Source organism: Orenia metallireducens (assembly GCF_003001995.1).
Classification (GTDB): domain Bacteria; phylum Bacillota; class Halanaerobiia; order Halobacteroidales; family Halobacteroidaceae; genus Orenia; species Orenia metallireducens_B.
On the sequence record NZ_PVNB01000001.1, the window covers coordinates 1 to 25,508 of the forward strand.

General features: G+C 33.8%; 23 protein-coding genes and 1 riboswitch. Of the genes, 5 read left to right on the top strand and 18 right to left on the bottom strand.

Annotated features, from left to right (window positions below; all coding sequences use genetic code 11):
• Positions 1-173 precede the first annotated feature (173 nt).
• Complete coding sequence (locus tag BX659_RS00005) at positions 174-602, top strand: metal-dependent transcriptional regulator (RefSeq protein WP_097016644.1); 429 nt, start codon at positions 174-176, stop codon at positions 600-602.
• Between the two features lie 27 nt (positions 603-629).
• Here BX659_RS00005 and BX659_RS00010 read toward each other — a convergent pair whose 3' ends face one another.
• From BX659_RS00010 to BX659_RS00020, 3 genes are all read right to left on the bottom strand, one after another.
• On the bottom strand, positions 630-2,024 hold the full coding sequence (locus tag BX659_RS00010) for a nucleoside recognition domain-containing protein (protein ID WP_106231465.1): 1,395 nt from the start codon (positions 2,022-2,024) through the stop codon (positions 630-632).
• Complete coding sequence (locus BX659_RS00015; RefSeq protein ID WP_106231466.1) at positions 2,011-2,802, bottom strand: FeoB small GTPase domain-containing protein; 792 nt, start codon at positions 2,800-2,802, stop codon at positions 2,011-2,013. Before BX659_RS00015 ends, BX659_RS00010 begins: the two co-directional genes overlap by 14 nt.
• 69 nt (positions 2,803-2,871) lie before the next feature.
• Complete coding sequence (locus tag BX659_RS00020; protein WP_106231468.1) at positions 2,872-3,090, bottom strand: FeoA family protein; 219 nt, start codon at positions 3,088-3,090, stop codon at positions 2,872-2,874.
• A gap of 708 nt (positions 3,091-3,798) precedes the next feature.
• Here BX659_RS00020 and BX659_RS00025 point away from each other — a divergent pair.
• From BX659_RS00025 to nrdD, 3 genes are read left to right on the top strand one after another with little or no spacing between them, the layout of a single operon-like run.
• Complete coding sequence (locus BX659_RS00025) at positions 3,799-5,832, top strand: ribonucleoside triphosphate reductase (protein WP_106231470.1); 2,034 nt, start codon at positions 3,799-3,801, stop codon at positions 5,830-5,832.
• Between the two features lie 15 nt (positions 5,833-5,847).
• Positions 5,848-6,540, top strand: a complete 693-nt coding sequence (locus tag BX659_RS00030; RefSeq protein WP_106231471.1) for an anaerobic ribonucleoside-triphosphate reductase activating protein — start codon at positions 5,848-5,850, stop codon at positions 6,538-6,540.
• A gap of 18 nt (positions 6,541-6,558) precedes the next feature.
• Positions 6,559-6,702, top strand: coding sequence for an anaerobic ribonucleoside-triphosphate reductase (nrdD, locus tag BX659_RS18765; RefSeq protein WP_143786648.1), 144 nt, complete (start codon positions 6,559-6,561; stop codon positions 6,700-6,702).
• A gap of 271 nt (positions 6,703-6,973) precedes the next feature.
• Here the strand turns inward: nrdD and BX659_RS00035 are convergent, their stop codons facing one another.
• The 12 genes from BX659_RS00035 to ulaG form a co-directional block, all read right to left on the bottom strand.
• Positions 6,974-8,830, bottom strand: coding sequence for a methyl-accepting chemotaxis protein (locus tag BX659_RS00035; protein ID WP_097016638.1), 1,857 nt, complete (start codon positions 8,828-8,830; stop codon positions 6,974-6,976).
• Positions 8,831-8,922: 92 nt separating this feature from the next.
• Positions 8,923-9,993 (bottom strand): DctP family TRAP transporter solute-binding subunit, encoded by a 1,071-nt coding sequence (locus BX659_RS00040; protein ID WP_216358742.1) that lies wholly within the window; start codon positions 9,991-9,993, stop codon positions 8,923-8,925.
• A gap of 87 nt (positions 9,994-10,080) precedes the next feature.
• Positions 10,081-10,875, bottom strand: coding sequence for an acetolactate decarboxylase (gene budA, locus BX659_RS00045; RefSeq protein WP_097016637.1), 795 nt, complete (start codon positions 10,873-10,875; stop codon positions 10,081-10,083).
• Between the two features lie 152 nt (positions 10,876-11,027).
• A riboswitch (cyclic di-GMP riboswitch) is annotated at positions 11,028-11,117 on the bottom strand.
• Positions 11,118-11,435: 318 nt separating this feature from the next.
• A complete protein-coding gene (locus BX659_RS00050; RefSeq protein ID WP_097016636.1) occupies positions 11,436-12,407 on the bottom strand; it encodes an ATP-dependent 6-phosphofructokinase in 972 nt (323 codons plus the stop codon).
• Between the two features lie 225 nt (positions 12,408-12,632).
• Entirely contained in the window at positions 12,633-13,325 is a 693-nt protein-coding gene (gene araD / locus BX659_RS00055) for an L-ribulose-5-phosphate 4-epimerase (protein ID WP_097016635.1), read from the bottom strand.
• Positions 13,325-14,185 carry an L-ribulose-5-phosphate 3-epimerase gene (locus BX659_RS00060; protein ID WP_172431815.1) on the bottom strand — a complete coding sequence of 287 codons (861 nt, stop codon included), beginning with the start codon at positions 14,183-14,185 and terminating at the stop codon, positions 13,325-13,327. The genes araD and BX659_RS00060 overlap by 1 nt, the downstream gene beginning before the upstream one ends.
• Before the next feature lie 66 nt (positions 14,186-14,251).
• Positions 14,252-14,896 carry a 3-keto-L-gulonate-6-phosphate decarboxylase UlaD gene (locus BX659_RS00065; protein ID WP_097016634.1) on the bottom strand — a complete coding sequence of 215 codons (645 nt, stop codon included), beginning with the start codon at positions 14,894-14,896 and terminating at the stop codon, positions 14,252-14,254.
• Positions 14,893-15,351 (bottom strand): PTS sugar transporter subunit IIA, encoded by a 459-nt coding sequence (locus BX659_RS00070; RefSeq protein ID WP_097016633.1) that lies wholly within the window; start codon positions 15,349-15,351, stop codon positions 14,893-14,895. Before BX659_RS00070 ends, BX659_RS00065 begins: the two co-directional genes overlap by 4 nt.
• A gap of 32 nt (positions 15,352-15,383) precedes the next feature.
• Entirely contained in the window at positions 15,384-17,354 is a 1,971-nt protein-coding gene (gene tkt / locus BX659_RS00075; RefSeq protein WP_097016632.1) for a transketolase, read from the bottom strand.
• Positions 17,355-17,509: 155 nt separating this feature from the next.
• The gene (locus tag BX659_RS00080) at positions 17,510-17,791 is read right to left on the bottom strand and encodes a PTS sugar transporter subunit IIB (RefSeq protein WP_097016631.1); all 282 of its coding nucleotides are present in this window, start codon (positions 17,789-17,791) and stop codon (positions 17,510-17,512) included.
• A gap of 36 nt (positions 17,792-17,827) precedes the next feature.
• Positions 17,828-19,255, bottom strand: coding sequence for a PTS ascorbate transporter subunit IIC (locus tag BX659_RS00085; RefSeq protein ID WP_097016630.1), 1,428 nt, complete (start codon positions 19,253-19,255; stop codon positions 17,828-17,830).
• Between the two features lie 631 nt (positions 19,256-19,886).
• Positions 19,887-20,957, bottom strand: coding sequence for an L-ascorbate 6-phosphate lactonase (gene ulaG / locus BX659_RS00090; RefSeq protein ID WP_097016629.1), 1,071 nt, complete (start codon positions 20,955-20,957; stop codon positions 19,887-19,889).
• Between the two features lie 358 nt (positions 20,958-21,315).
• On the opposite strand from ulaG, the gene BX659_RS00095 reads away from it, so the two are divergent.
• A complete protein-coding gene (locus BX659_RS00095) occupies positions 21,316-22,269 on the top strand; it encodes a sugar-binding transcriptional regulator (protein WP_172431814.1) in 954 nt (317 codons plus the stop codon).
• 282 nt (positions 22,270-22,551) lie between these two features.
• Here the strand turns inward: BX659_RS00095 and BX659_RS00100 are convergent, their stop codons facing one another.
• The 3 genes from BX659_RS00100 to BX659_RS00110 all read right to left on the bottom strand — a co-directional run bounded on the left by BX659_RS00100 (position 22,552) and on the right by BX659_RS00110 (position 25,399).
• Positions 22,552-23,523 (bottom strand): ATP-dependent 6-phosphofructokinase, encoded by a 972-nt coding sequence (locus tag BX659_RS00100; RefSeq protein WP_097016627.1) that lies wholly within the window; start codon positions 23,521-23,523, stop codon positions 22,552-22,554.
• Between the two features lie 291 nt (positions 23,524-23,814).
• Positions 23,815-25,005, bottom strand: a complete 1,191-nt coding sequence (locus BX659_RS00105; RefSeq protein WP_097016626.1) for a NupC/NupG family nucleoside CNT transporter — start codon at positions 25,003-25,005, stop codon at positions 23,815-23,817.
• 238 nt (positions 25,006-25,243) lie between these two features.
• Complete coding sequence (locus BX659_RS00110) at positions 25,244-25,399, bottom strand: XapX domain-containing protein (RefSeq protein WP_097016625.1); 156 nt, start codon at positions 25,397-25,399, stop codon at positions 25,244-25,246.
• Between the last annotated feature and the right edge of the window lie 109 nt (positions 25,400-25,508).

Consider the following 25,508-nt stretch of genomic DNA (forward strand, 5'->3'; position numbering starts at 1 on the left):
ATCATTTAAGTAGTCCATAGTATGCACCTGCCTGTAATTAGTTATTTTGTGGTGATCTAATTATATTACAGTTTGGTCTACTATGGGCATTTTTTTATTAATTTTTATTAGTTCAAGTTCATTTTACAATTAAGCAAATAATTATAAGATAAAAAATGAAGGAGTGTAGATAAATGCTTTCTCCCAGTTTAGAGGACTATTTAGAAGAGATTTATCGTTTTGATAAAGAATTAGGTTTTGTTAGGACTACAGATATAGCAGAAAAGCTCAAAGTCTCACTACCATCGGTGACGAAGGCAGTTAAAAGATTGAATAAAAAAGGTTACTTAAACCATGAACCCTATAAGAACATAGAACTAACTAGTAAAGGAGAAAAATTAGGTGAATTTCTAGTTAGAAGAAATAAGACCTTACAAGAGTTTGTAGAGATAATTGGTAGTAAGTGTAATAAAGCAGAAGAAGCAGAAGCAATGGAGCATTATCTTTCCAAAGATACTGTCTCTGCTATTACATCTTTAGTAGAGTTTTTGAAGAGAAAACCAGAATTACAGAAAGAGTTGTTAGAATTTAGAGAAAAAAACAATAGCTATCGCAAAAGGTAGAGGTCTACTACCCCCTACCTTATAATTCTATAAAAATAATGTAGTAAATATCTGATTGACCAAGAAAGTAACTATAATTGCCACAGTCAATGGCATCACAGCACCAAAGATTGCCCATTTCCAGCTATTAGTCTCCTTCTTAATCGTCAGTATCGTAGTTCCACAAGGGAAATGTAATAAGGAAAATAGCATAGTACAGAGTGCTGTAACCCAAGTCCAACCATTGTTTACTAATATCCCCCTTAAAGCATCGGCACTATCAGGCTCAATCATAGACCCTAAGGAGAGATAACTCATGACTAATATCGGTAATACAATCTCATTAGCAGGTAGCCCTAAGATAAATGCCATTAAGATAACTCCATCTAAGCCAATCAGCGTGGCAAAAGGATCAATCAAATTAGCTACATAATCAATAATACTCACTCCACCAATTGTATTGTTAGCCAACAACCAAACTATTCCTCCTGCTGGTGCTGCTACTACTATCGCTCTCCAGAGTACAAATAAGGTTCTATCTATAAAAGAGCGAACTAAAACTCTACCAATTTGTGGTTTACGGTAAGGTGGTAATTCTAAAGTAAATGAAGAAGGGATACCTTTTAAGATGGTTTTAGATAATATCCAAGAGACCAGCAAGGTAATAGCAATACCAATTAAAACTAACAGAACTACTATCCCTGCTGCTAAAAGAGAGCTTCCCCTTCCACCGACAGTTCCCATAAAAATCATCGATAATATCAATAATGTGGGAAAACGCCCATTACAAGGGACAAAGTTATTGGTCAAGATAGCTAATAACTTCTCCCGTGGCGATTCAATGATTCTAGCTGCAATCACTCCTGCTGCATTACAACCAAAGCCCATACTCATTGTCAGAGACTGTTTACCATTAGCTCCTGATTTTTTAAATAAATTGTCGAGATTAAAGGCTACCCTAGGTAAATATCCCAGATCCTCTAGCAAGGTAAAAATCGGAAAGAAGATAGCCATTGGTGGTAACATAACTGAAATGACCCAAGCTAGAGTTCTATACATTCCCTCAACTAAAATACCATGTAACCAATTAGGTGCTCCAACAGCCATAAATAAATTACTAAGATGACCTTCAACCCAGAATAAAAATTCTCCTAACATTGCCGATGGATAGTTAGCTCCCACAATCGTTAACCAGAAAACTCCTCCTAACATCAGAAGCATAATCGGAAAGCCAAGCCACTTAGATGTTAAAATATCATCTATTTTTTCTCCTATTCCAGTCTGCTCTCCTTGCATGCTGACATTATTATCAGCTATTACTTCTGCATTACTATAAATATCCTTAACTATCTGATCTCTTAGTTGCTCTCTTTGCTTTCCATTCAAAGAATCTGAGATATTAGATAATAGCTCATTAAAATCTTTAATCTTAGTCAACTCCATAGCAATCAACTCCACCCTTTAAATTCTCTCTAAAGTAATGATTCTGCATTGAATCTAAGATAGTCTGATCCCCTTCCAATAATCTTAAAGCCAGCCAACGCAAATTTAACCCTTCTGATAGTTCTCCTAAAGTATTCTTTATCTCTGGTAATAACTCTTCAACTGCTGCTTCAATTTGAGGAGAGTATTTAACTTTAACTGGTTTAATCTGCTTATCCTGATTAACTATAGCTGTTACCATATTTTTAAGATCATTTAGCCCTATCCCATCACGGGCTATAGTGGGAATCACTGGTATTCCTAACTCCTCTTCTAAACCTTTAATATCTATTTTAATATTCTTTCGCTCTGCCTCATCCATCAAATTTAGGCACAAGACTACATTATCGGTCAGCTCAGTAACCTGTAGTACCAGATTAAGATTGCGCTCCAAATTAGTAGCATCTGCTACAACTATAGTGGCATCTGGCTTAGCAAAGCAGATAAAATCTCTAGCTACCATCTCCTCAGTTGAACTTGCTAACAATGAATAAGTACCTGGTAGATCTACTAACGTATATTCTTGACCTTGATTTTCATAATATCCTTGTGCCTGAGTTACAGTTTTGCCAGGCCAATTTCCTGTGTGCTGTTTTAATCCAGTTAAAGCATTAAAGACTGTACTCTTACCTGTATTAGGATTACCGGCCAGAGCAATTATAGGATTATTCCTCTCAACATCCAGATTAAATGTTTCCCTTAACAGATTCAATCCACTTGATTTAGCTGTTAAACCCATAATATATACCCCCTATTTATAATTTATATATAAAACCATCTAAAATAAGGTTGATAACTTTAATAACCATCACCTCACTTTAATTAAATTGGTCTCTTCACTTCTTAAAGCAATTACTGTCCCTCTAATTAAATATGCAGTTGGGTCTCCAGAAGGGCTTCTCCTTTTAGCTATTATCTGTGTCCCTGGAATCAAGCCCAAGTCCAATAATCTCCTCCTTTTAATCCCCTCTGCTTCTAAGCTTACTACCTCAGAGATTACTCCTAAAGGTAGTTGAGTTAATAACATTATCTTCACCCCCTTAATTTATTAGTTTAGACTAATAATCTTAACCAAGGTTAACTTACTTTCACTCCATAATATGTACTAAATCTAAAAGTGTGCATTTGACTATAAGAAAAAAATAACAAGAATTAAATAGAAATCTTTAGATAATGATAATAAGGGTCAATATATAGTACTATAACAGATTCAGTACACTATATCTTGACCTTGTTGAGTTTGACATATAAAAGTAGATGAGATAAAATTAGCCTTGTCGCTTTATATAATACACTAGCTTTTAATAGTTAATAAGAAATAAGAATAAAGATAATCTCTTATATCAATAAGAAATTAATTAATAATTTTGATAAGATACTTATAACTATTTTGAAAATTTTAAAAGTAAATTCTGAAAATCAGATTTATTCTAGTTGCTTTTATTCTAGTTGCTTTTATTCTACTACCTCTAACTGACACTAGGTCGAAGTAACTAACTTTTTGATTTTCACTTTAATCTTAGATTGACTTACTTTTAAGATTATTAGATTCAATCTCCTTCCCAAGAAAAAAATTCTAAGAATCAAATTAAATTTTTTAGATAATATTAATAAAAGTACAATATATAGTGTATACTTTATTTCTCACCACTATATGTTGTTGTTTGAATGTTGACAGACAAATTTAAATAAGATAAAATTAGAAATATGATTTAATGTTATAGGAGGTAAATTAATGGTTAATAAGTACATAAAGAAACGAAATGGAAAGAATGTTCCTTTTAAGAAAGAAAAGATTAAAGAAGCAATTAGTAGAGCAGCTAAGGCAGTTGGAGTAGAATCAGATATCATTGGAGAAGAGATCAGTCAAGAGGTAGTCGATTATCTAAAGATTTTCTTTAAAGAAGATGGTATTCCAACAGTAGAACAGGTACAAGATCTAGTAGAGAAGATTCTAATTGAAAAAGGCTATGCTGCTATTGCTAAAGCATATATCCTTTATAGAGAACAACATGCTAAGCTAAGAGATACTGAACAACTATTTACCGATGCTCTTAAGACTATAGATAATTATCTAGATCGGAGCGATTGGAAGGTAAATGAGAATAGTAATATGGGTTATTCCTTACAAGGACTTAATAACCATATTGCTTCTGAGATTACAGCACAATATTGGTTACAAGAGATTTATCCTCAAGAAATCAGAGATAAGCACCTTTCAGGAGATATGCATATCCATGATCTAAGCCACTTAAGTGTCTATTGCTGTGGTTGGGATTTAAAGGACTTACTACTTAATGGATTTGGTGGAGTCTCTACCAAAGTAGAAAGTAAGCCACCAAAGCATTTTAGAACTGCTTTATTACAAGCAGTAAACTTCTTCTATACATTACAAGGGGAGAGTGCTGGAGCTCAAGCCTTTTCAAGCTTTGACACATACTTAGCTCCTTTTATCAAATATGATAATTTGACCTATAATGAGGTTAAACAAGCTATGCAAGAATTTATCTTTAACTTAAATGTACCTACTAGAGTAGGTTTCCAAACACCTTTTACAAATATCACTATGGATTTGGTTTGTCCAGGGATTATAGCTGATGAACCAGTAATTATCGGTGGAGAGGCTCAAGATAAGACTTATAAAGAGTTCCAAACAGAGATGGATATGTTAAATAAGGCCTTTGCTGAAATCATGTTAGAAGGTGATTCTAAGGGTAGAGTATTCAGCTTCCCTATTCCAACTTACAATATCACCAAAGACTTTGATTGGGATAATGAGATCTTAGAGCCAGTTTGGGAGATGACTGCTAAGTATGGTATTCCATATTTCAGTAACTTCGTCAACTCTGATATGAAGCCTGATGATGTTAGAAGTATGTGCTGCCGTCTTAGACTTGACAACACTGAGCTTAGAAAACGTGGTGGAGGATTATTTGGTGCCAACCCAATGACTGGAAGTATCGGTGTTGTAACTTTAAATATGCCACGAATCGGTTACCTAGCTGAAGATGAAGAGGATTTCATTAAACGTACTTATGCTTTAATGGATTTAGCTCAAGAGAGCTTAGAGATTAAAAGAAAGATATTAGAGAGATTGACTGATAAAGGATTATATCCTTATAGTAAGTTCTACCTCCGTAATGTTAAAATGCGTTTTGATGAGTACTGGAAGAACCACTTCAATACTATTGGATTAAATGGTATGAATGAAGCTGTAATCAACTTTATGGGCAAAGATATTACTCACCCAGAAGCTAGAGACTTCTCTATTAGAATAATGGATGCTATGCGTAATAAGCTAGTAGAGTATCAAGAGGATACTGGCAATATCTATAACTTAGAGGCCACTCCTGCTGAAGGTACCTCTTATCGTTTTGCTAATTTGGATAAGAAGAAGTTTGCTAATGATATCATCTGTGCCAATGAGGATAGAGTCAGAGCTGAAGGTGCAGACCCATACTATACTAACTCAACACAATTACCTGTAGGTTATACCGATGATATCTTTGAAAGTTTAGAGCTACAGGATGAATTGCAGAAGAGATATACTGGCGGAACCGTTGTTCATGGTTTCTTAGGTGAAAGGATGCCATCTATTCAATCGGTGAAGAAGCTAGTTAAGAATATCGCTGACAATTTTGAGTTACCATACTACTCCATTACTCCAACCTTTAGTGTCTGCCCTGTTCATGGGTATTTAGATGGAGAGCATGAATATTGCCCTAAATGTGATGCTGAAATGGAGTTTGAAGAAGAACAGAGTGCTTAGAAAGGTTGTTTTAAGATGAAGATAGCTGGTTTGCAACGGACAAGTTTAATCGATTATCCTGAGCATATTGCTACTGTAGTTTTTACTCAAGGATGTAACTATAAATGCCCTTATTGTCATAATGCATCATTGATTGCTAATAGCTCAGAGAGATCTTCTTATCTATCTTTAGAAGATTTATGGAACTTTATAGAAAAGAGAAAAAAATTAATCGATGGAATCTCTATTACTGGAGGAGAGCCAACTCTACAACCAGGGCTGATAGACTTTATCAAAGAAATTAAAGCTACAGGATTAAAGGTCAAGCTTGATACAAACGGAAGTAACCCTGATATCCTGGCAGAATTACTTGCAGCTAATTTATTAGATTATATAGCAATGGACATCAAATCATCTCTGCAAAGCTACTCTGCAGTAGTTGGAGAGTGTAATCTAGATAAAGTTAAAAAAAGTATCGAATTAATTAAAAGTTCTAAGATAGATTATGAGTTTAGAACTACAGTAGTCCCTACTCTACATACAGAACAGGACTTTAAAGATATCGGGGAATTAATCGCTGGAGCAGAACGTTATTATATTCAAAACTTTAGACCAATTAATACTCTGGATAAAGGGTTGGAAGAATTAAGCTCCTTTCCCCCTGATAAATTAAATAAATTTAAAGAGATAGTTTCTCCCTATGTAGTCAAGGTAGGAATTCGTAATTAAAAGGAGGTGACACAGGATATGGAAAATAGAAAACGTCAAAAATGTGAGGTTTATTCTCGTGTAGTTGGATTCTTAACACCTGTAAGTCAGTGGAATAAAGGTAAGAAAGAAGAATGGGTGGACAGAAAGACCTACGATAAAGCATTAAAAGAAGCTAAATAAATTCAAAAAAAGCAAGTTGGATTTAAAACTCCAACTTGCTTTTTTATATAAAGTGAGTTCTTAGTTTCAGAGGGAGTTTTTTATCTCCCTCTGAAACTTATGTCCACAGGATGAACCTAAGGCCCTAGAACGAATCCAGAACCATAGTGTCCCTTATCTCCCACTTAATAGAAGTGGGGATTTTAGAGACACTTAGGTGTCGGATAAATATCAAACTAATAGTCAAATTATTTAGAAGAAAACTACCTTCTCATAATTAATCATCTTTTATCTAAACTTCAAATTTATCAACCAATTCATGTAACTTCTGAGCCATATTAGCCAGCTCTTGTGAAGAGTAGGTAACCTCTGCAGACATATTACTGATATCATCAGTAACATTTATGATTTCTTGACTATTATCTGCTAAACTCTGACTAGAAGCAGCAGTCTTTTCAAGGTGAGTAAATGTACTTTCACTAGAATCTTCGATCTCTTTAAAGAGATTGCCTGCACTTTCTATAATCTCTTGTCCATCTTTAGTCTTTGATTCAACTTGATTAATAGCTTTTAGAGCAGATTTAGACTTACCTTTAATCTCTACTACCAAATTGGAAATCTCTGATGTTGCATTATTAGTCTCTACTGCTAGCTCTCTAATCTCATCTGCTACTACTGCAAAGCCTCGTCCATACTCCCCAGCTCTCGCTGCCTCAATAGATGCATTAAGTGCTAATAGATTGGTCTGTTCAGCTATATTATTGATTAAATCAATAATCTTTTCGATCATCTGTGAATCATTATCTAGCTGATTAATCACCTCTACAGTCTCCCCTACCACTTGATTAATATCTTTGATACTAACTACTGCATTTTTAATATTACTACTTCCTATTTCAGTTTTAGAACTAGCTTCTTTAGAAAAAGAGGTGACCTCTTGCACACTACTAGAAATTTGTTGTATACTTGTTGATATTTCTGCTATAAGCTGTCTAGTATTCTCTATAGTCGCATTACCTTCTTGACTAGAGGCAGATAACTCTTCACTAGTTGATGAAATATCACTAGCTGCTTCTAAAACATCGATTACAATCTTCTTTAAGTTATCAACCATAGAGTTAAATTCTATTGCTAATTGTCCTATTTCATCATTACGTTTAGAATCAATACTTACTTGCAAATTACCCTGAGCAACTTTCTTCATAACCTTAATTAATTCAGAGATAAAATCTATTAGATACTTCTTGATAAAGATAGAAATAAATATAGCCACTAAAATTAACACAATAATATCTACTATTAAAATTTGTCTACCAATCTTGTTCTTACTTTCATAAACTTTCTCAACTGAATTCTGGGCGAATATAACCCCATCAATTACAGGTAGTGATACATAAGAAGCCATCACTTCTTTATCTTTAAAAGAATACTCCACACTTCCCCTTTTATTACTCTTAACAGTGTTCATATCTATAATTTGCCCTAAATCATAGCTCTTTTCAATCATCTCTTTATCTGGATGAGCAATGACCTCATTATTTTTATTAGCAACATACACATAACTAGAATCAGTTGAACTAGCAATTACCATACTCTGTACAGGAGTTAACAACATATCTATGCCCAAAGCTCCTATAAAATCACCATTATCATTAATTACAGGGGCTACTAAAGTAATTAATGGCTTCTTAAGCCCTTTATCTAAATGAAGATCGCTCCACATAATATCTTTGCTATTTTTAATCTCTTGATACCAAGGCTTATCATTAATGTTGATCTCTTCATCTTCAGGATAAAAATAATTTTGACCAAAGCTTGTACTAAGATATAGCCTTACAAAATAAGGATAATCATCCTTTAAATTCTCAAATAGATCTCTGACTGCCCATTCATTTGCATACTTAACAGAATCTTGGCGGGAAATCAATTTTATTATCTCTTCTTTTCTATAAAAAAAGGACTCAATTTGATTCTTTAATCCATCTGCTTTCTCCTCATTCTTTTCTTGAGCTAATTTAGTCAGCTCCTTTGATACAGAATTATTGACTATTAACCCTAAGATTAGAAATGAAATTACTAAGATAGCAACTATAGTACCTACAGCTTTAAAGGATAGATTATTCTTTAGGTTTACTTCCTTTAATTTCATAATATTACATTTCCCTCCTTTTATTATCTAAATACTAGATAAGAGGTTTCTTTCTATAGCTAACAATGAAAGAAACCTCTTATTATCAATAATTATTTACCTTCTAAATCTTTTAATAAAATTTGATATAACTCTTCTCCAATTATCTTTCTCCATTTAGCTCTTACCGGCTCTGTCTTAGCTTTAAATGCTTCATATTGTGCAGCAGATAAGGTATTAACCTTCATTCCTTTGCTCTCAATAAATTTTATAGGGTCTTCAAAAGAAAATATACCTTCTTCATTATTCTCTTTTAAATAATTCAATGCACTACCATCATCAAGACCCATCCTTGCTAACATCTGCTCATATTCTAAAGCTTCTTTAGCAGATTGTTCAATAATATTTTGGGTTTTACTATCAAAATTATCCCAGACATCTTTATTAATACCAATCACTAATGGATCAAATAGATAATTCCATAAGGTAATATGAGTATGATAGTTCCAAATTTTAACTGGTATCTCTACACCCAATAATGGATTTTCTTGACCATCAACTACACCTTGCTTAAACCCATTGATTGCTGATCCCCAAGGCATACTTACTGGTCTTGCACCTAAAGCATTATAGGTATCAAAAAAGATAGGTGTCCCAACTACTCTAACTCTAAGTCCTCTCAAATCATCAGGACTTGTAATTGCTCTTTTACTATTAGTAATTTGACGAAATCCATTTTCTCCCCAACCAAATGCCTTAACACCCTTCTTTTCTAGTGTATTTAAAATATATTCTCCAGTTTTACCACTATAGATGGCATCAATCTGATCATAGCCTTGATACATAAAAGGTAGAGAAAAGACATTTAACTCCTTAACCTGAGATGACCAGTTAATAGTAGAAGATATAGCCATATCTATCTGTCCTTGCTGTAACATTGCAAATTCATTTGTCTGCTTCCCTGCAAAGAGTTTCCCACCAAAATAAGGTTTAATATTCACCTTTCCTGCTGTTCTCTCTTCTACTAGCTCAACAAACCTTTCTGCCCCAGCTCCCCAAGGAAACCCTGGTCCAACAACTACACTAAGTTTATATTCTTCTTTAAATTCAGCGGCAGACCCTACTGAAATATTAACAAATAGCATTAATGTTAAGACCAATAAAATCAATAATTTCTTCTTCAATTTATCTTCCCCCTTAAAATCTCTTTTATAGAATTTAAAAATAAGCTCCCTCTAAAAGAGGAAGCTTATTTAATTTAGAGTTAAACTCTACTCTTCAACATCTTCTAAATCCTCGCCTGATTCTTCATTTAGCTTTATCTTTCTAAATGAATTACTGTGAGGTAAGATTAATTGGAAGCCTGATGAATAATCAATTTGAACTTCTCCACGCTTTAACTGGCATTCAAGTAAATGCCCTCCACCTGTACGGTCTTCATTAATGAAGTGTAGATGAAATTTAGGAACATTAATTCCATTAACATAATATGGAGACCAAAAACCAACTAATGTTCCCTTGGTATTATAAAAATCAAAGGTTGGTTGCGTAGCCGCTATTTTAGCCAACTTTGGATATGGCTTGCTCTGCTTAGGCACACTACGAGTCTTCACATGTTTAAATTCCCCTTCAATCTTAATAGCATAGAATATATTCTTACTTGGCAACAATTCTGTTAACTCTTTTTTAAGCTCCTCAATATCCTTTACTCCCTTAAATACAGCACTTTTATCTTCATCAAAATATGTAGCTACAGCAAAAGGAGTTTTGACAATATCTGAAACCTCTTTTACCTCTCCAGTAGATTTTACTTGATAAGCTACACCATCTAAAATAACCATCTCTCCATCTAAATCATGGAAAGTTCCAAGACCAAAGTTACCATGGTCTAACAATTGACCAACAGTAATATCTCCATCATATAATCCTTGTAATAAAGCATCGATTGTTGAAATTTGAAATAAAGTATCTTGCCCCTCAATCTGAGCATAAGCAGTTAAACTTAAACCCATTACTAATAAAAAACTTACTACTAAATAAAAACTACTTTTTTTGATAATCTTCATAGCTATCCCCTCTCTGAATATAAGTTTTTGAATAATTATTTAAAAATCTATTAACTATGCTGAAAAATGTTTTTCAGCATAACAAAAAAATAAATAGTCCTATCCCTCTAAATGAAAGGAATAGAACTGCTTACTTTTCTATTCACTATTCTTTCGGTAGTCTGACGATCTTAGTACAAAATTGTACCTTAGACTCAAAAACTTTGCGACCTTATCTTTCAATAAGTGTGCTATTTCAGGAATAATAAAGATATATTATATTTTTATACCAAAAATGATAACTAAAAGGATCAAATAGTTATATCTCTTATATTATGTTAAAATTATACCATGTATAATATACCAAATCAAGTTAATAAACTAATTTAATGGTTTAAATTTCATTCAAACAATTATTTGCTTAACTTTTTGAAAAATTTACATTATCTAATAGAAAATCGGTTTTAACAAAATATTTTCGCCAAAAATTAAACAAGATGGTTTCTCTGACCTAGAAACCATCTTAAACTTACTCAACGATAAGTATATTGAGCTATTCTACTGTCTTCTTTCTATTAATTTTAATAACAGATCATCTTAGTCAACTCATAATTTTTATCATTGAAGCTCTTCTGCTCACTATTTACTACCTCTAAATCTACTGCCTCTACTACATTATTTCTAACCCCTACCATCTTAGCATTTTCTCCTTTAACCAGTTGATTAACCGCCTCTGCTCCTAACTTACTTGCCAAGACCCGATCAAAGAACGTTGGACGTCCACCACGTTGTTGATGACCCAACAAGGTCTCTCTGATCTTATACCCTAAGCGCATCTCTAGCTCTCTACTAATATCATCAACCTTTCCTACACCCTCAGCCATCAAAATAATCCCATAATTTTTACCGATTTCAAACTTTCTCTTTAAATTATCAGCAACCTCATCATAATCTATCTCTAGCTCAGGAATTAATAGTCCATCTACACTTCCTGCTAAGGTAGAGTTCATGGCAATCTCCCCAGAATGGCGACCCATCACCTCAATTACAAAGACCCGAGGAGTATCTCCTACTAACGAGGTAGCAGTATCTAAAATTCTATCGACTGTCTCGGTAACGATATTACAAGCAGTATCAAAGCCAATAGCATAATCTGTTCCTGTAATATCATTATCAATGGTTCCAGGTACACCTATTACCTTCACTCCTGCATCTACTAACTTTTGCGCTCCCTTCATTGAACCATTACCACCGATCACCACCAATCCATCTAGCTCTAGGTTTTTGATATTAGCTAATGCCTTCTTAAAACCTGTCTCACTTTGAAACTCCTTGGTTCTACCAGTCTTGATTATCGTGCCCCCATAGCTGACAATCTCTTCTACATCTAATATTTCTAACTTTCTATACCTCTTCTCTAGAAGTCCAATATAGCCAGCCTCGATTCCTAAAACCTCTAAATTATGATATGTACCGGCCTTCACCACAGCTCGCAAGGTAGCATTCATCCCTGGAGCATCACCACCACTTGTTAACACACCAATTCTTTGCATAAGGCACCTCTTTATTATATAATTATAGACTTGTGACTTCAGAATCAAACTTAAATATGTGTTATATAGAGCAATAATGCGACATTTTTAGAACTCACACCTCACCCTAGCCCTCTCATTAGTTAAGGAGAGGGGGCTAAGGGGTAAGGTTGAAAGTGCCCCAATATCCCCATTAAGTTTCACTTTAAAATTGTTTATCTATATTCTAACAAAAGATATTCATTCTTATTTTTGTCCATAATAAGCATTATCCCCATGCTTTCTCAAAAAATGTTTATCTAATAATTTCTGAGGTATACTCTTAACTTCAGGGTTCAACTTCACAGTACGATAAGCCATCTTAGCCACCTCTTCCATAACTACTACATTATGAACAGCCTCATTAGCATCTTTACCCCAGGCAAAAGGACCATGATTATTAACAACTACTCCTGGAATATAAGAAGCTTTAAGACCTTCAAAAGTTTCAACTATAACGTTTCCTGTCTCCTTTTCATATTCTCCTTCAATCTCTTGTTCAGTCATCTGACGAGTGCAAGGAATTTTCCCATAAAAATAATCGGCATGAGTGGTACCTAAATGAGGGATAGCTTTACCTGCTTGAGCCCAGATTGTTGCCCATGTTGAATGAGTATGAACTACACCACCAATCTCTAGAAAATTGTTATATAATACTAAATGAGTAGCTGTATCAGAAGAAGGATTTAAATTACCTTCAACCTTATTACCTCTAAGGTCTACTACTACTAAATCATCTACTGTCATCTCACCATAAGCAACTCCACTTGCTTTAATTACAACTAAACCTTTGTCTCTATCTATCCCGCTTACATTACCCCAAGTATAAGTTACTAACCCCTTCTTAGGTAATTCTAAGTTAGCTTCTAATACTTCTTTTTTTAATTGCTCTAAAGACATTATAATCCCCCTTTTTTCATTTTCTCTTCCACCCAAATTCGAGCCTCTCTAACTTCTTTAATAGCTCGCTTTTGATTATAAGACTGATTATTATCTGCCCACATTTCAATTAAGAATGCCCCTTGATAATCCAATTTCTTCAATTTACTAAATAATTTAGTGAATTCTACTGTTCCCTCTCCAAAAGGAACACATTTAAATAGCCCTGGCTTGGTATCCTTAATATGAATTGCTACAATATGCTCTAAACCAAGTTCTAATTCTCCTTCTGGATTAATAGCCCATTGACTTAAATTACCTAAATCAGGATAAATTTTAAGCCAAGGTGACTTTAATTCATTTATATATTTCATAACTCTGGTGATAGTACCTAAAAATTGTGTATCCATAATCTCAATAGCTAAAATCACCCCAGCTCTACTTGCTAAAGTTACCGCTTCTTTTAACCCTTCTAAGAATAACTCTTTAGTTCTATCATTTGACTCTTCATAATAAACATCATATCCTGCTAACTGAATAATTCTGATTCCTAAATCAACAGAAAGTTCAATTGCTTTAACCATAATCTCTCTTGCTCTTTCTCTAGTCTTCTCATCTTCACTCCCAAAAGGAAATCTTCGATGAGCACTTAAACACATAGAAGAAATTCTAACACCCGTTCTAGCAATCAATTCTTTAATTTCATCCCTCTTCTTTTGACTCCAATCTAAACGGGCTAACCTTCCATCACTTTCATCAACTGATATTTCAATAAAATCAAAACCAGCTTCTTTAGCCGATTCCAGTTTTGTCTTCCAGTCCATCTTATTAGGTAAAGCTTTTTCATAAAGACCTAGTGGTCGCTTATCCAAATTATGCATAATCCCACCCCTTTTATAAAAAAATCATCTAACCCTGCTGGACTAGATGATTTCTAATTTAAAGCCTTATTTCCCCCAATATTTAGCAATTTCCGCTTTGAACTCTCTGGCTGCTGCTATTGGATCTTCAGCATCTCTAATTCCTCTCCCAGCAATAAAACAATATATATCTATTCCTTTGAATAATTTTACAGTATCAGGGTTAAGTCCACCTGTTACTGAAACTTTAAAGCCCATTTCACTAAGCTTTTTAAGCTTATCAAGGTCTTCATCTCCCCAGCTCTTTCCAGAATTTAAGGCATCTCTACTTTGGTGATACACAACTTGACTTAATCCCGCTTCCTTCCATTGTCTAGCATGGTCAAAAGTCCAATCACCATATAACTCCACTTGTAAGTCATCAACTTCTGCTAAAGCTGCTTTCATCGTTGGAATTGTTGCAGAACAGATAACAGTCATCCAATCTGCACCTGCATCTGCACAATTTTTAGCCACTGTCCCACCTGCATCTGCACATTTTGTATCTGCTAAAATTATCTTCTCAGGATAAAGTGCTCTAAGACATCTTACAACTTCCATCCCTTCCTGTAAGCATAAAATAGTTCCTGCCTCAACCACATCTATCTCTTCTCCAACTGCATTTATTGATTTAATTGCATCACTTAAAGTTTGATTATCTAAAGCAATTTGAAGCTTTGGTAATGAACTCATTTAAATCCCCCCTCATTTAATAAATCTAACACTTCTTGAATATCTTCAGCATTTCTGATAGTTTCAAAAGCTTCTTCATCAGAAAATAACATTACCACCTCTTGAATAGCTTCCATGTGAGATTCATTATCTTCAGCTGCCAAAGTAATTAAAGTATCAACTGGATCATTGCCTTCATGTCCAAATTCAACTGGTTTATCTAAAGTTATTAAACTAAATCCAGTCTTAATTACTCCTGCTTCAGGTCTAGCATGAGGCATAGCTAAGCCTGGCGCCATTACATAATAAGGACCATTTTCATGGGTACATTCAATAATTGCATCAATATAACTTTCTTTGACTACTCCTACATTTACTAAAAGTTTACTTCCTACCTTAACAGCTTCTTCCCAATCTTTAGCAGATTGATTCAAAGCTATTGTATCTTTAGTAAGCATTTCTTTTAATTTTCCCATATCAAAAACTCCTTCCCATCATTTTAAATTAACTAAAGTTTATTAAGAATATCTTTAGCAATCTTTTCAGCATTAAATCCAAATTTATCAGCTAACTCTACTGCTGGTCCACTGGCGCCAAAGCTCTCAATACTTACTACATGATATCTATTATTTAATAATCTATACCAACCTTGACTTATACCAGCTTCAAGTACAACTCTGAAACTATCTTGACTACCTAATAAATCTTCTATATAAGTAATATCCTGTTTAACAAACTCATCTCTATCTGGAACAGATACTATTTGTACTCTTTTATCCTTAGCTTTCAAAATTTCAGCTACATCTATAGCAAGAGCAACTTCACTACCACTTGCCATTAAGAATAAATCAGCATCTTGATCTCTTTTAACAACATAAGCACCTTTAGCAAAATCTTTTAAACCTTCACCCTTATCAATGCTTGGTAATCCCTGTCTAGTCAAAACTAAAACTGTTGGTCCATCTGTTCGTTTCATCGCCTCTAGCCATGCTACTTTAGTCTCTTCTGCATCAGCAGGTCTAAGTACTTTCAAATTAGGAATAGCTCGTAATGATTCTAGATGTTCAACTGGCTGATGAGTTGGACCATCTTCCCCTAAATAAATTGAATCATGAGTTAAGACATAAATTACAGGCTGTTTCATTAAAGCTGCCATTCTTATGGCAGGTCTCATATAATCAGAGAAAACAAAAAAGGTTGCTACAAAAGGTCTTAAACCGCCGTGAACTGAAATTCCATTAGCAATAGCGCCCATCGCATGTTCTCTAACTCCAAAACGGAAGTTACGCCCTTCATAATTATCTGCCTGTATTTCACTATACTTACTAAGATAAGTTTTAGTCGATGGAGCCAAATCTGCTGAGCCACCAACTAAATAAGTTACTTTATCAGCAATCTTCTGTAATATTTCTCCAGATGCCTTTCTGGTAGCAATAGGTGTCTTTATTTCTAATTCTTCAATAGCTTCTGTTAAATCAACTGGTAATTCTAAATTATGACCTAAATCCCATTCTGCTTTTAATTCTGGATTAACTCGAGTCCATTGATTAAATAATTCTTCCCATTGCTCTCTGTTGGTTTTCATTTCTTTTTGACGAATAGAGAAAAATTCTTTAACCTTATCTGATACATAAAATTTACGCTTAGGTAAATTAAATTTCTCTTTTAAACCTCTAATCTCTTCTTCTCCTAAAGGAGCACCATGAGCCACATTACTATCCTGCTTAGTAGGTGATCCATAAGCAATATGTGTTTTAGCAACTATTAAAGTTGGTTTATCACTAACCTTTTTAGCTTCTTCTATCGCCTTTTTTAAAGCTATAATATCATGACCATCAACATTATCAATAACATGCCAATCAGCAGCCTCAAATCTCTTTGCTACATCCTCAGTAAAGGTTAAGTTAATATTACCACCGATACAAATATCATTACTATCATAAATAGCAACTAACTTTCCTAAACCTAAATGACCTGCTAAAGAAACTGCTTCTGCCACAACTCCTTCCATCATACACCCATCACCTAAAATGGTATAGGTATAATGATCAATTAAGTTAAACTTATCTGTATTATAACGTTTAGCAAGCATTCTTTCTGCTACAGCCATTCCCACTGCATTAGCAAGTCCTTGTCCTAATGGTCCTGTTGTAGTATCTACACCTGCAGTCTCTCCATATTCAGGGTGACCAGGCGTTTTAGAATCTAATTGTCTAAAATTCTTTAAATCATCTAATGATAAATCATAGCCTGACAAGTGTAGTAATGAATATAATAAAACTGAGCCATGTCCTGCTGAAAGGATAAATCTATCTCGATTAGGCCACTTGGGACTTCTAGGATCATAATTCATTATTTCCCCAAAAAGTAATGCCCCTATATCAGCACAACCAATAGGCATTCCTGGATGACCTGAATTAGCTTGTTGTACAGCATCAGCTGCTAAACCTCTAACAATATTAGCCACTTTTTTTAACAATTGACTTCCCACCTTTTACATCTATATTCTAAATATTTTGATAATTAATAATATTCATGAACTTTATTCTTGAAAAAATAAAAGTAAATAGTCTTTAGCTAATAGGATGTGGCTAAGTAGACTTAGCCACCTTTACCTCTATCACTTTTAATCTATTAAATATCTAAGGTTTCTTTAATCTTTTCTTCCATTTCAGCTTCAGACAAAAGATTTTTTAACCCAATTAATTTAGTCTTATTATTAGTTATATTAAAATTAGAAGTTAAAGCTTCAGAACAGATTACTACATCATAATCTTTAGCAGCTGTTTTAGCTTGCCCTATACTCATGTGATCTATATCAATAGCAATATCTAATTTTTTAAATACTTTTTTAGCCTTCATCTTCATAATTTGACTTGTTCCCATACCATTACCACAGGCTACAACTACTCTCATTTTATCAACCCCTTTTTTATTTTAAATCTATTTTAACTATGCAATTACCTCAAAGTACTCTTCTTTATTAGTATCACGACGATACTGTAAGTGTGGAATAACTAACATTAATACGATAGTAATAAATACACCTGGTAATGCTAATTTATTTATAGCAACACCTATTACTGGCCATAATGTATCAAAGTCAAAATTACCATGCCAGCCACCAAACTTATAAAGTTTAAAATATGCAGCTGCAAAGGCTCCACCAAGAACTTGGATTATTCCTGAACAGAATGTTAAGACTGCTGCAGCTTTAATTCCACCTTTCTTATTAGCAAAAACAGCCAGTGTAGCATTGTCAAAAAAGACTGGAACAAATCCTGTAATAATCATAATTGGTGACTTAAAGACTAATAATCCTGCAATTGCAATTAATTGTCCTATAAGCCCAAAGATAAACCCAAATAAGATTGTATTAGGAGATGAGAAACTATATACAGCTGCACAGTCAATAGCTGGTACAGATCCTGGAAGAACTGTCTCTGAAATTCCTTGAAAGGATTCTGTTAACTCAGCAACAAACATTCTTACTCCTAACATCAAAATTTGTAAATAAACCGCAAATTTTAATGACTTAGTAATTATATAAGTTGGAAAAGCAGTGCTAACTTTAAAACTAGGATCAATTTCACGAAGATATGGAGCTCCAAGAATCACCATTAAAGTACCAAAGAAAACAAGCATTAATGTCCCAGTTGCTACTACATTATCATTAAATATAGCAAGCCAACCTGGCAATTCAAGGTTATCAATACTTTTATCCTTATTACCTATCTTAGGAGCTAATTTATCAACAAGCCAGACACCAAACATCTGCTGATGCCCTACAGCAAATCCACCACAGCCATCAGTTAAATCTTTGACCGGTTCAACAGTTAAGTTAGTAAATACAGCCCAGTACGTTCCAATCAACAGACCAGTTAAAATCACCCCTTGCATATTTCTAAATTGAGGAAAAGAAAGGAAAACTAACCATGTGATAGTTGCAGCCTGCTGAATCATAATGTGACCAGTAATACATAAAGTTCTAACTTTAGTATATTTTCTAAAGAGAACTAATAACATATTCCAGCCAAAACCAACTAATAAAGCAATCATCATATAAGATGTAGTAGAGCCAATGCTTTCTATAGCTGAATTAGCTGCATTTAACCCAAAATAAGGGTCAATTACTGCTGCATTTAAATTAAATCTACCATTTAATCCAGCCAGAATTGGTCTAAAAGTTACAACCAAGCCACCCGCACCAACTCCTAAAATCAAATAACCTACAGCCGCTTTAATAAAGCCCGCAAAGGATTCGTAAAGTGGTCTTTTTAATAATGCATATCCAATAAAAACAAGTAAGCCAATGAAAAAATGAGGCTGAGTTAAAATGTTGTTAGTAAACAATTCAAAAAATTTATACATTACTGACATATCTACATTCCCCCTAAGTTATGTTTTATTTTGAGTTAGTAAAAGATAAAACTTTCATCATTAATTAAAGATACTATATAAAAACTGAAAAAAATTTCAGTTTTCATAGTGTCAGTGATTAGTGGGAAAATTGGCTTCACAATTTTTTAATGGGGAAATTATGCTTTATAATCTTTTTAATAAAGCATAATGACCATGGAGAGCCTTATTTAGACTCGTAAGAAGTCAATAACCACGAAAAGTTCTTTTGAACTTGTAGGCAAGTGTGAATAAGTTCAAAAGCATATAAAACATTCTAATTAAAAATCTTTTTCATGTTCTATATATAAAAGTATCAACTACTAACCGTTTAATAGTTTTAGTATAAAGAAAATTACCATAACATTTAATTCTATCTGACCATTATAACAAATATTGACCTCAAAAAGTAATATTCTCTTGTAATACTTATGGGGGTCATCTTATATATGTGGCAGAAATAAAATATAAAAAATTTATTCTAACCTATTTTACTTTTTAAATAACTATTTCTTATTGTATCCACACTAAGATACTCTTATTGGGTATAAGAATAAACATCATTAAAGCTTACTTTAAACTTATAATTTTTTCTTTAAATTTAAATAATTTATTATAATAAAGATTTGAAAGGTAAATCAGGCTCAATTGCAAAAGCATCATGAAATCCACGATCATACATATATTCCATTCTATCTTTATCTGCTGGCCAAGTAAATTTACCTCCTACTTGCCAAATAAATGGTTTAAATTGATATTGTAATCTATCTTTTTTCATCTCCCACAAAGTTGTTATTTCTTTAGGGTCTGCCATGAAATTAGTCCAAATATCATGATGAATAGGAATTATAACTTCAGTCTTTAAAGATTCTGCCATTCTTAAGATATCAGCAGCATTTAGCTTATCTGTCATCCCTCTAGGATTTTCTCCAAAAGATCCTAGAGCTACATCAATTTTATGTTCATTGCCATGTTTAGCAAAATAGTTAGAATAATGTGAATCTCCACTATGATAAAGATTTCCTCCTGGAGTTTTAATTAAGTAGTTCACAGCTAATCTATCCATTTCTTGAGGCATTTTATCTTTTAAAGTAACTCCTTTTGGAGCTGTTACTAATTCTGTTCTATCAAAGGATTCCAAAGCTGCAATTTCAGTATCCTTAATTTTAATTGTATCTCCTGGTTTTACAGTAATACATCTTTCTTCAGGTACTCCCCAACTAATCCATAATTCAACACAAGCTTCTGGTCCTATAAACTTAACTGACTTATCACAGTTCTCTAATACTGCTGCAGCTACATATGGATCAATATGATCTCCATGGTCATGTGTCGCCATAATTGCATCTACTTCTCTGATTTCAAATGGATCTAATACACAAGGCACATTTCTTAAATTCGGTTGAAGTGCTACACATCCAATCATTCTTTGATGTTGATGTTGCTCTCTCATTAATTTATTCTTTTTAGTTCTCTTTCCACTTTTAGTCCAGAAGTCAATAGATATATTTGCACCTCCTTCAGATTTGACCCAGATACCGGTACAACCTAACCACCACATAGAAAATGTACCTGGCTTAACAACCTCTTGTTCAATTTCTTCATTCAGCCATGTTCCCCATTCAGGAAAATTATCCATTAACCACTTTTCTTTTGTAATTTCTTTAACGTCATATTTAGCCATTCTTCATTCTCCTCTCTTTATTATAAATTCAATCACACCTCAAACATATGTTCGCTTTTTAATCAAATGTTATCTTGCTCTTAGTTTACCAAAGTCACAAAACTAAATCAACACTTTTATAAAAATTGCACATGTTCTCAGTTGATTTGAACATCTTTTCATTATCAATCATACCTTCTGGTGAGCAGATTAATTTATATATAATACTTATAATCTTACCTTTCATAAACAAAACGTAATAATTGACAATAAAGCAAATATACGATAAAGTTATATTGAGAATATGTGAAATTATTTTTCATTTGTGGAAGGGTATCATTCTGATTGTATCAAAAAACATATGAAAGAAGGGATAAATATGACTGAAAGAAAAACATTATTAGCAGAAGTTGCTAGATTATACTATGAAGAAGAACTTACTCAATCAGAAATTGCTAAGCGAATTCATACTTCTCGTTCAAAAATCTCTAGAATGCTAAAAGAAGCAAAAGAAGAAGGCGTTGTAGAAATTAATATTAACTACCCTTGGGCACGTTCCTTAGAAACTGAAAATAAACTATTAGAAACTTTTGAGTTAAATCAAGTTAGAGTTTTAAATAGTAAAGAACTCCATTATAACGAAATACTAAAGGGCTTAGGAGTATTAGCAGCAGACTATCTAGACAATATCTTGAAAGCCGATTCTATCTTAGGTATTTCTTGGGGAAAAACAATGTATAATGTTGTTAAATCTTTAAATCCTTCTAAAAAATTACCTATTAAAGTTGTTCAAGTAATTGGTGCTGCAGCCACTAACAATCCAGTTATAGATGCTCCAGACTTAGTCAGACACCTAGCTACTGCTTACGGGGGCAATTATTACTATTTATATGCCCCTTTATTTATTAAGGATGATATTGCCCACAATGCCTTAATTAAGCAACCAGCAATAATTCAAACTATGGCTCTTGCTCATAGAGCAGATATAATCTTAACTGGAATTGGTGCATTAAATAACTCTACTCCTAATGCTTTATGGGAGGGATATCTTAAAGAAGAATCTTTAGAAAACTTACGCTATAAAGGAGCAGTTGGACACATCTGTGCTCATCATTATAATATTAATGGTGAATTAGCAGATTTAGAAGAGCATAATAATATCATTGGAATTGAGTTAGCAGATTTACAGAAAATCGATACCGTAATTGGCGTAGCAGGAGGAGAAATTAAAGCTAGAACAATCTTAGGTGCTTTACGAGGCAAGCATATTAATGTTCTTATTACTGATGATCTAGCAGCTCAAAAAGTATTAGAATTAAATGAGTTATTCTAATCCAAAAATTAAATAAGATGGTTTCTATACAGTATAGAAACCATCTTAAGGTGAAACTTAATGGAGATATTGCAACACTTTTTTAGTTGACAGTTTACGGTTGACGATTGACAGTTAAACCCTTAAGTCAGAATATTTAAAATCTATGTAACTATTCATAGAGTACAGTTTATAAAGGTTTGGCTTTAGTTATTTTAACTGTACAGTGTACACTGTCAACCGTCAACTAGAAAGATAAAGCGTCGCTTTATCTTTCTATTCTTTCATTCTAAATTTAGATGACTAATAACAAAGTATTCTATTTAACTTATAATCCTTATCATTAAATTCTTTATCACTATTATTTACTACTTTTAAGTCAGTTACCTCTACCTTATTATTCTTTATTCCCACCATCTTAGCATTTTCTCCTTTAACCAGTTGATTAACCGCCTCTGCTCCTAACTTACTTGCCAAGACCCGATCAAAGAACGTTGGACGTCCACCACGTTGTTGATGACCCAACAAGGTCTCTCTGATCTTATACCCTAAGCGCATCTCTAGCTCTCTACTAATATCATCAACCTTTCCTACACCTTCAGCCATCAAAATAATCCCATAATTTTTACCGATTTCAAACTTTCTCTTTAAATTATCAGCAACCTCATCATAATCTATCTCTAGCTCAGGAATTAATAGTCCATCTACACTTCCTGCTAAGGTAGAGTTCATGGCAATCTCCCCAGAGTGGCGACCCATCACCTCAATTACAAAGACCCGAGGAGTATCTCCTACTAACGAGGTAGCAGTATCTAAAATTCTATCGACTGTCTCGGTAACGATATTACAAGCAGTATCAAAGCCAATAGCATAATCTGTTCCTGTAATATCATTATCAATGGTTCCAGGTACACCTATTACCTTCACTCCTGCATCTACTAACTTTTGCGCTCCCTTCATTGAACCATTACCACCGATTACCACCAATCCATCTAGCTCTAGGTTTTTGATATTAGCTAATGCCTTCTTAAAACCTGTCTCACTTTGAAACTCCTTGGTTCTACCAGTCTTGATTATCGTGCCCCCATAGCTGACAATCTCTTCTACATCTAATATTTCTAACTTTCTATACCTCTTCTCTAGAAGTCCAATATAGCCAGCCTCGATTCCTAAAACCTCTAAATTATGATATGTACCGGCCTTCACCACAGCTCGCAAGGTAGCATTCATCCCTGGAGCATCACCACCACTTGTTAACACACCAATTCTTTGCATAAGGCACCTCCTAAATTTAATTTTACCTTTATCTATTTTTTTATGCCTAATCTATATTGTTTAAAGTAAAACTTAAGAGAGAGATTGCGACACTTTCATTATTTTATAAATGTTAATCTTTTTGTAGGGCCTGGTCTCGACCAAACCCTACTTTAAGACCTTTTAATTATTCGTTATATATTTGAAAAACTGTCCTAATATACTCATATTATAAAACCTAAAACAATTTATTTATAGTCTATATCAAAAGAGGAAACGGTACATACCGTTCCCTCCAAATAATCTATTCTATTACATTAAAATCCCCGCAATTGTAGCAGTCATATAAGTTGCTAAAGAACCTGCTACTAATGCTCTTACACCTAGTTGTGCCAGCTCTCCTCTTCTCTCTGGTGCTAAACTTCCTAGTCCACCAATTTGAATAGCAATTGAGGAGAAGTTAGAGAATCCACATAAGGCAAAGGTAGCAATTAATTGCGCTTTGTGGGATAATACTCCCTCTTTAATCATTTCAGACAACTGAGTATAAGCTACGAACTCATTTAATGCCATCTTCTGTCCTAATAGGCTCCCTACTTCAGTAATTTCAGCCATAGGAACACCCATTACTAGGGATAATGGTGCAAAGATATAACCTAAAATCTGCTCTAGGCTTGTACCAAGATAGCTTAATGGATAGTTGATCAAAGCAATAATTGATACAAAAGCAAGTAACATCGCAGCTACATTCAAGGCTAATTTCAAACCTTCACTTGCCCCTTCAGCAGCAGCATCGATTACGTTAGCATTATTTACTTCAATATCTACCTTCATCTCTCCAGAAGTAACCGATTCTTTTGTCTCTGGCACAACAATCTTAGCCATCATCAAAGCAGCTGGAGCTGACATGATACTAGCAGCCAATAGATACCCAGCATCGATTCCCATTCCAATATACCCTGCCATTACACCACCAGCTACAGTAGCCATCCCACCTGACATTAAAGCCATTAGCTCTGAACGGGTCATATTCGGCACGAATCTCTTAACAACCAACGGAGCTTCTGTCTGCCCAACAAAGACATTTGCTGCTGCAGATAAAGACTCTGCACCACTTAAATTCATTACCTTCTTCATAATTTTAGCCATAAATTCTACTACCCTTTGAATAGCACCTAGGTAATATAATACCGACATAAGTGATGAGAAGAAGATAATTGTAGGAATAACAGAGAGTGCAAAACTAAATCCTGTGCTCATTAGAGAACCAAATAAGAACTCAGCACCCTTTGTTGAGAATCCTAAAATTGTAGCAATAAAATCACTTAATTTTTGAAAGGCTACCTTTCCGATAGGTAACTTCAAAATTGTAAAAGCAAATGCCAATTGTAATAATAGACCACCGATTACTGGACGGATATCAATCTTCTTTCTATCTTCAGAAATTAGATAAGCAATACCAATTAAGACAAACATACCAATTACACCAATTAACCTTGACATATTAATAGCCCCCTCTAGTTTATAATTTAAATGAAATTAGAGGCTTATTAATAGTTATTGATTATTAGACGTCAGCTTATTAAATTGGATATCTGAGAAATCTGTGGCTATAAAATTTATGCCACTACAATAACTATTATCTTATCAGACGTCTAACCTCTTAAGATATGCCTTTACATTAAGTCAAAATTTCCTTGGTCTTAATCTATATTCTTATAATCATCATAAAGTTTAATTTTTAAAATAAACTTTTACTTAATACTAAACCTAAATAGACACCTACAACACCCATAACTCCTGCTAAATTAGGCGGAGCTGGTGCAGGTAACTTTAAGAAAGAGAATAAAGCTCCTACTAACAATCCACATAATGTAGAGATTAGAACCTGACTCATTGTGTTGCCTCCCTCTAGTTTGGTTTCCCTCTCCCACCCACTCACTTAAATAAGTGAGTTGAAATAAAAAACTTACCTCTAACAACTTTAATTATTAAAAATTGGTAAA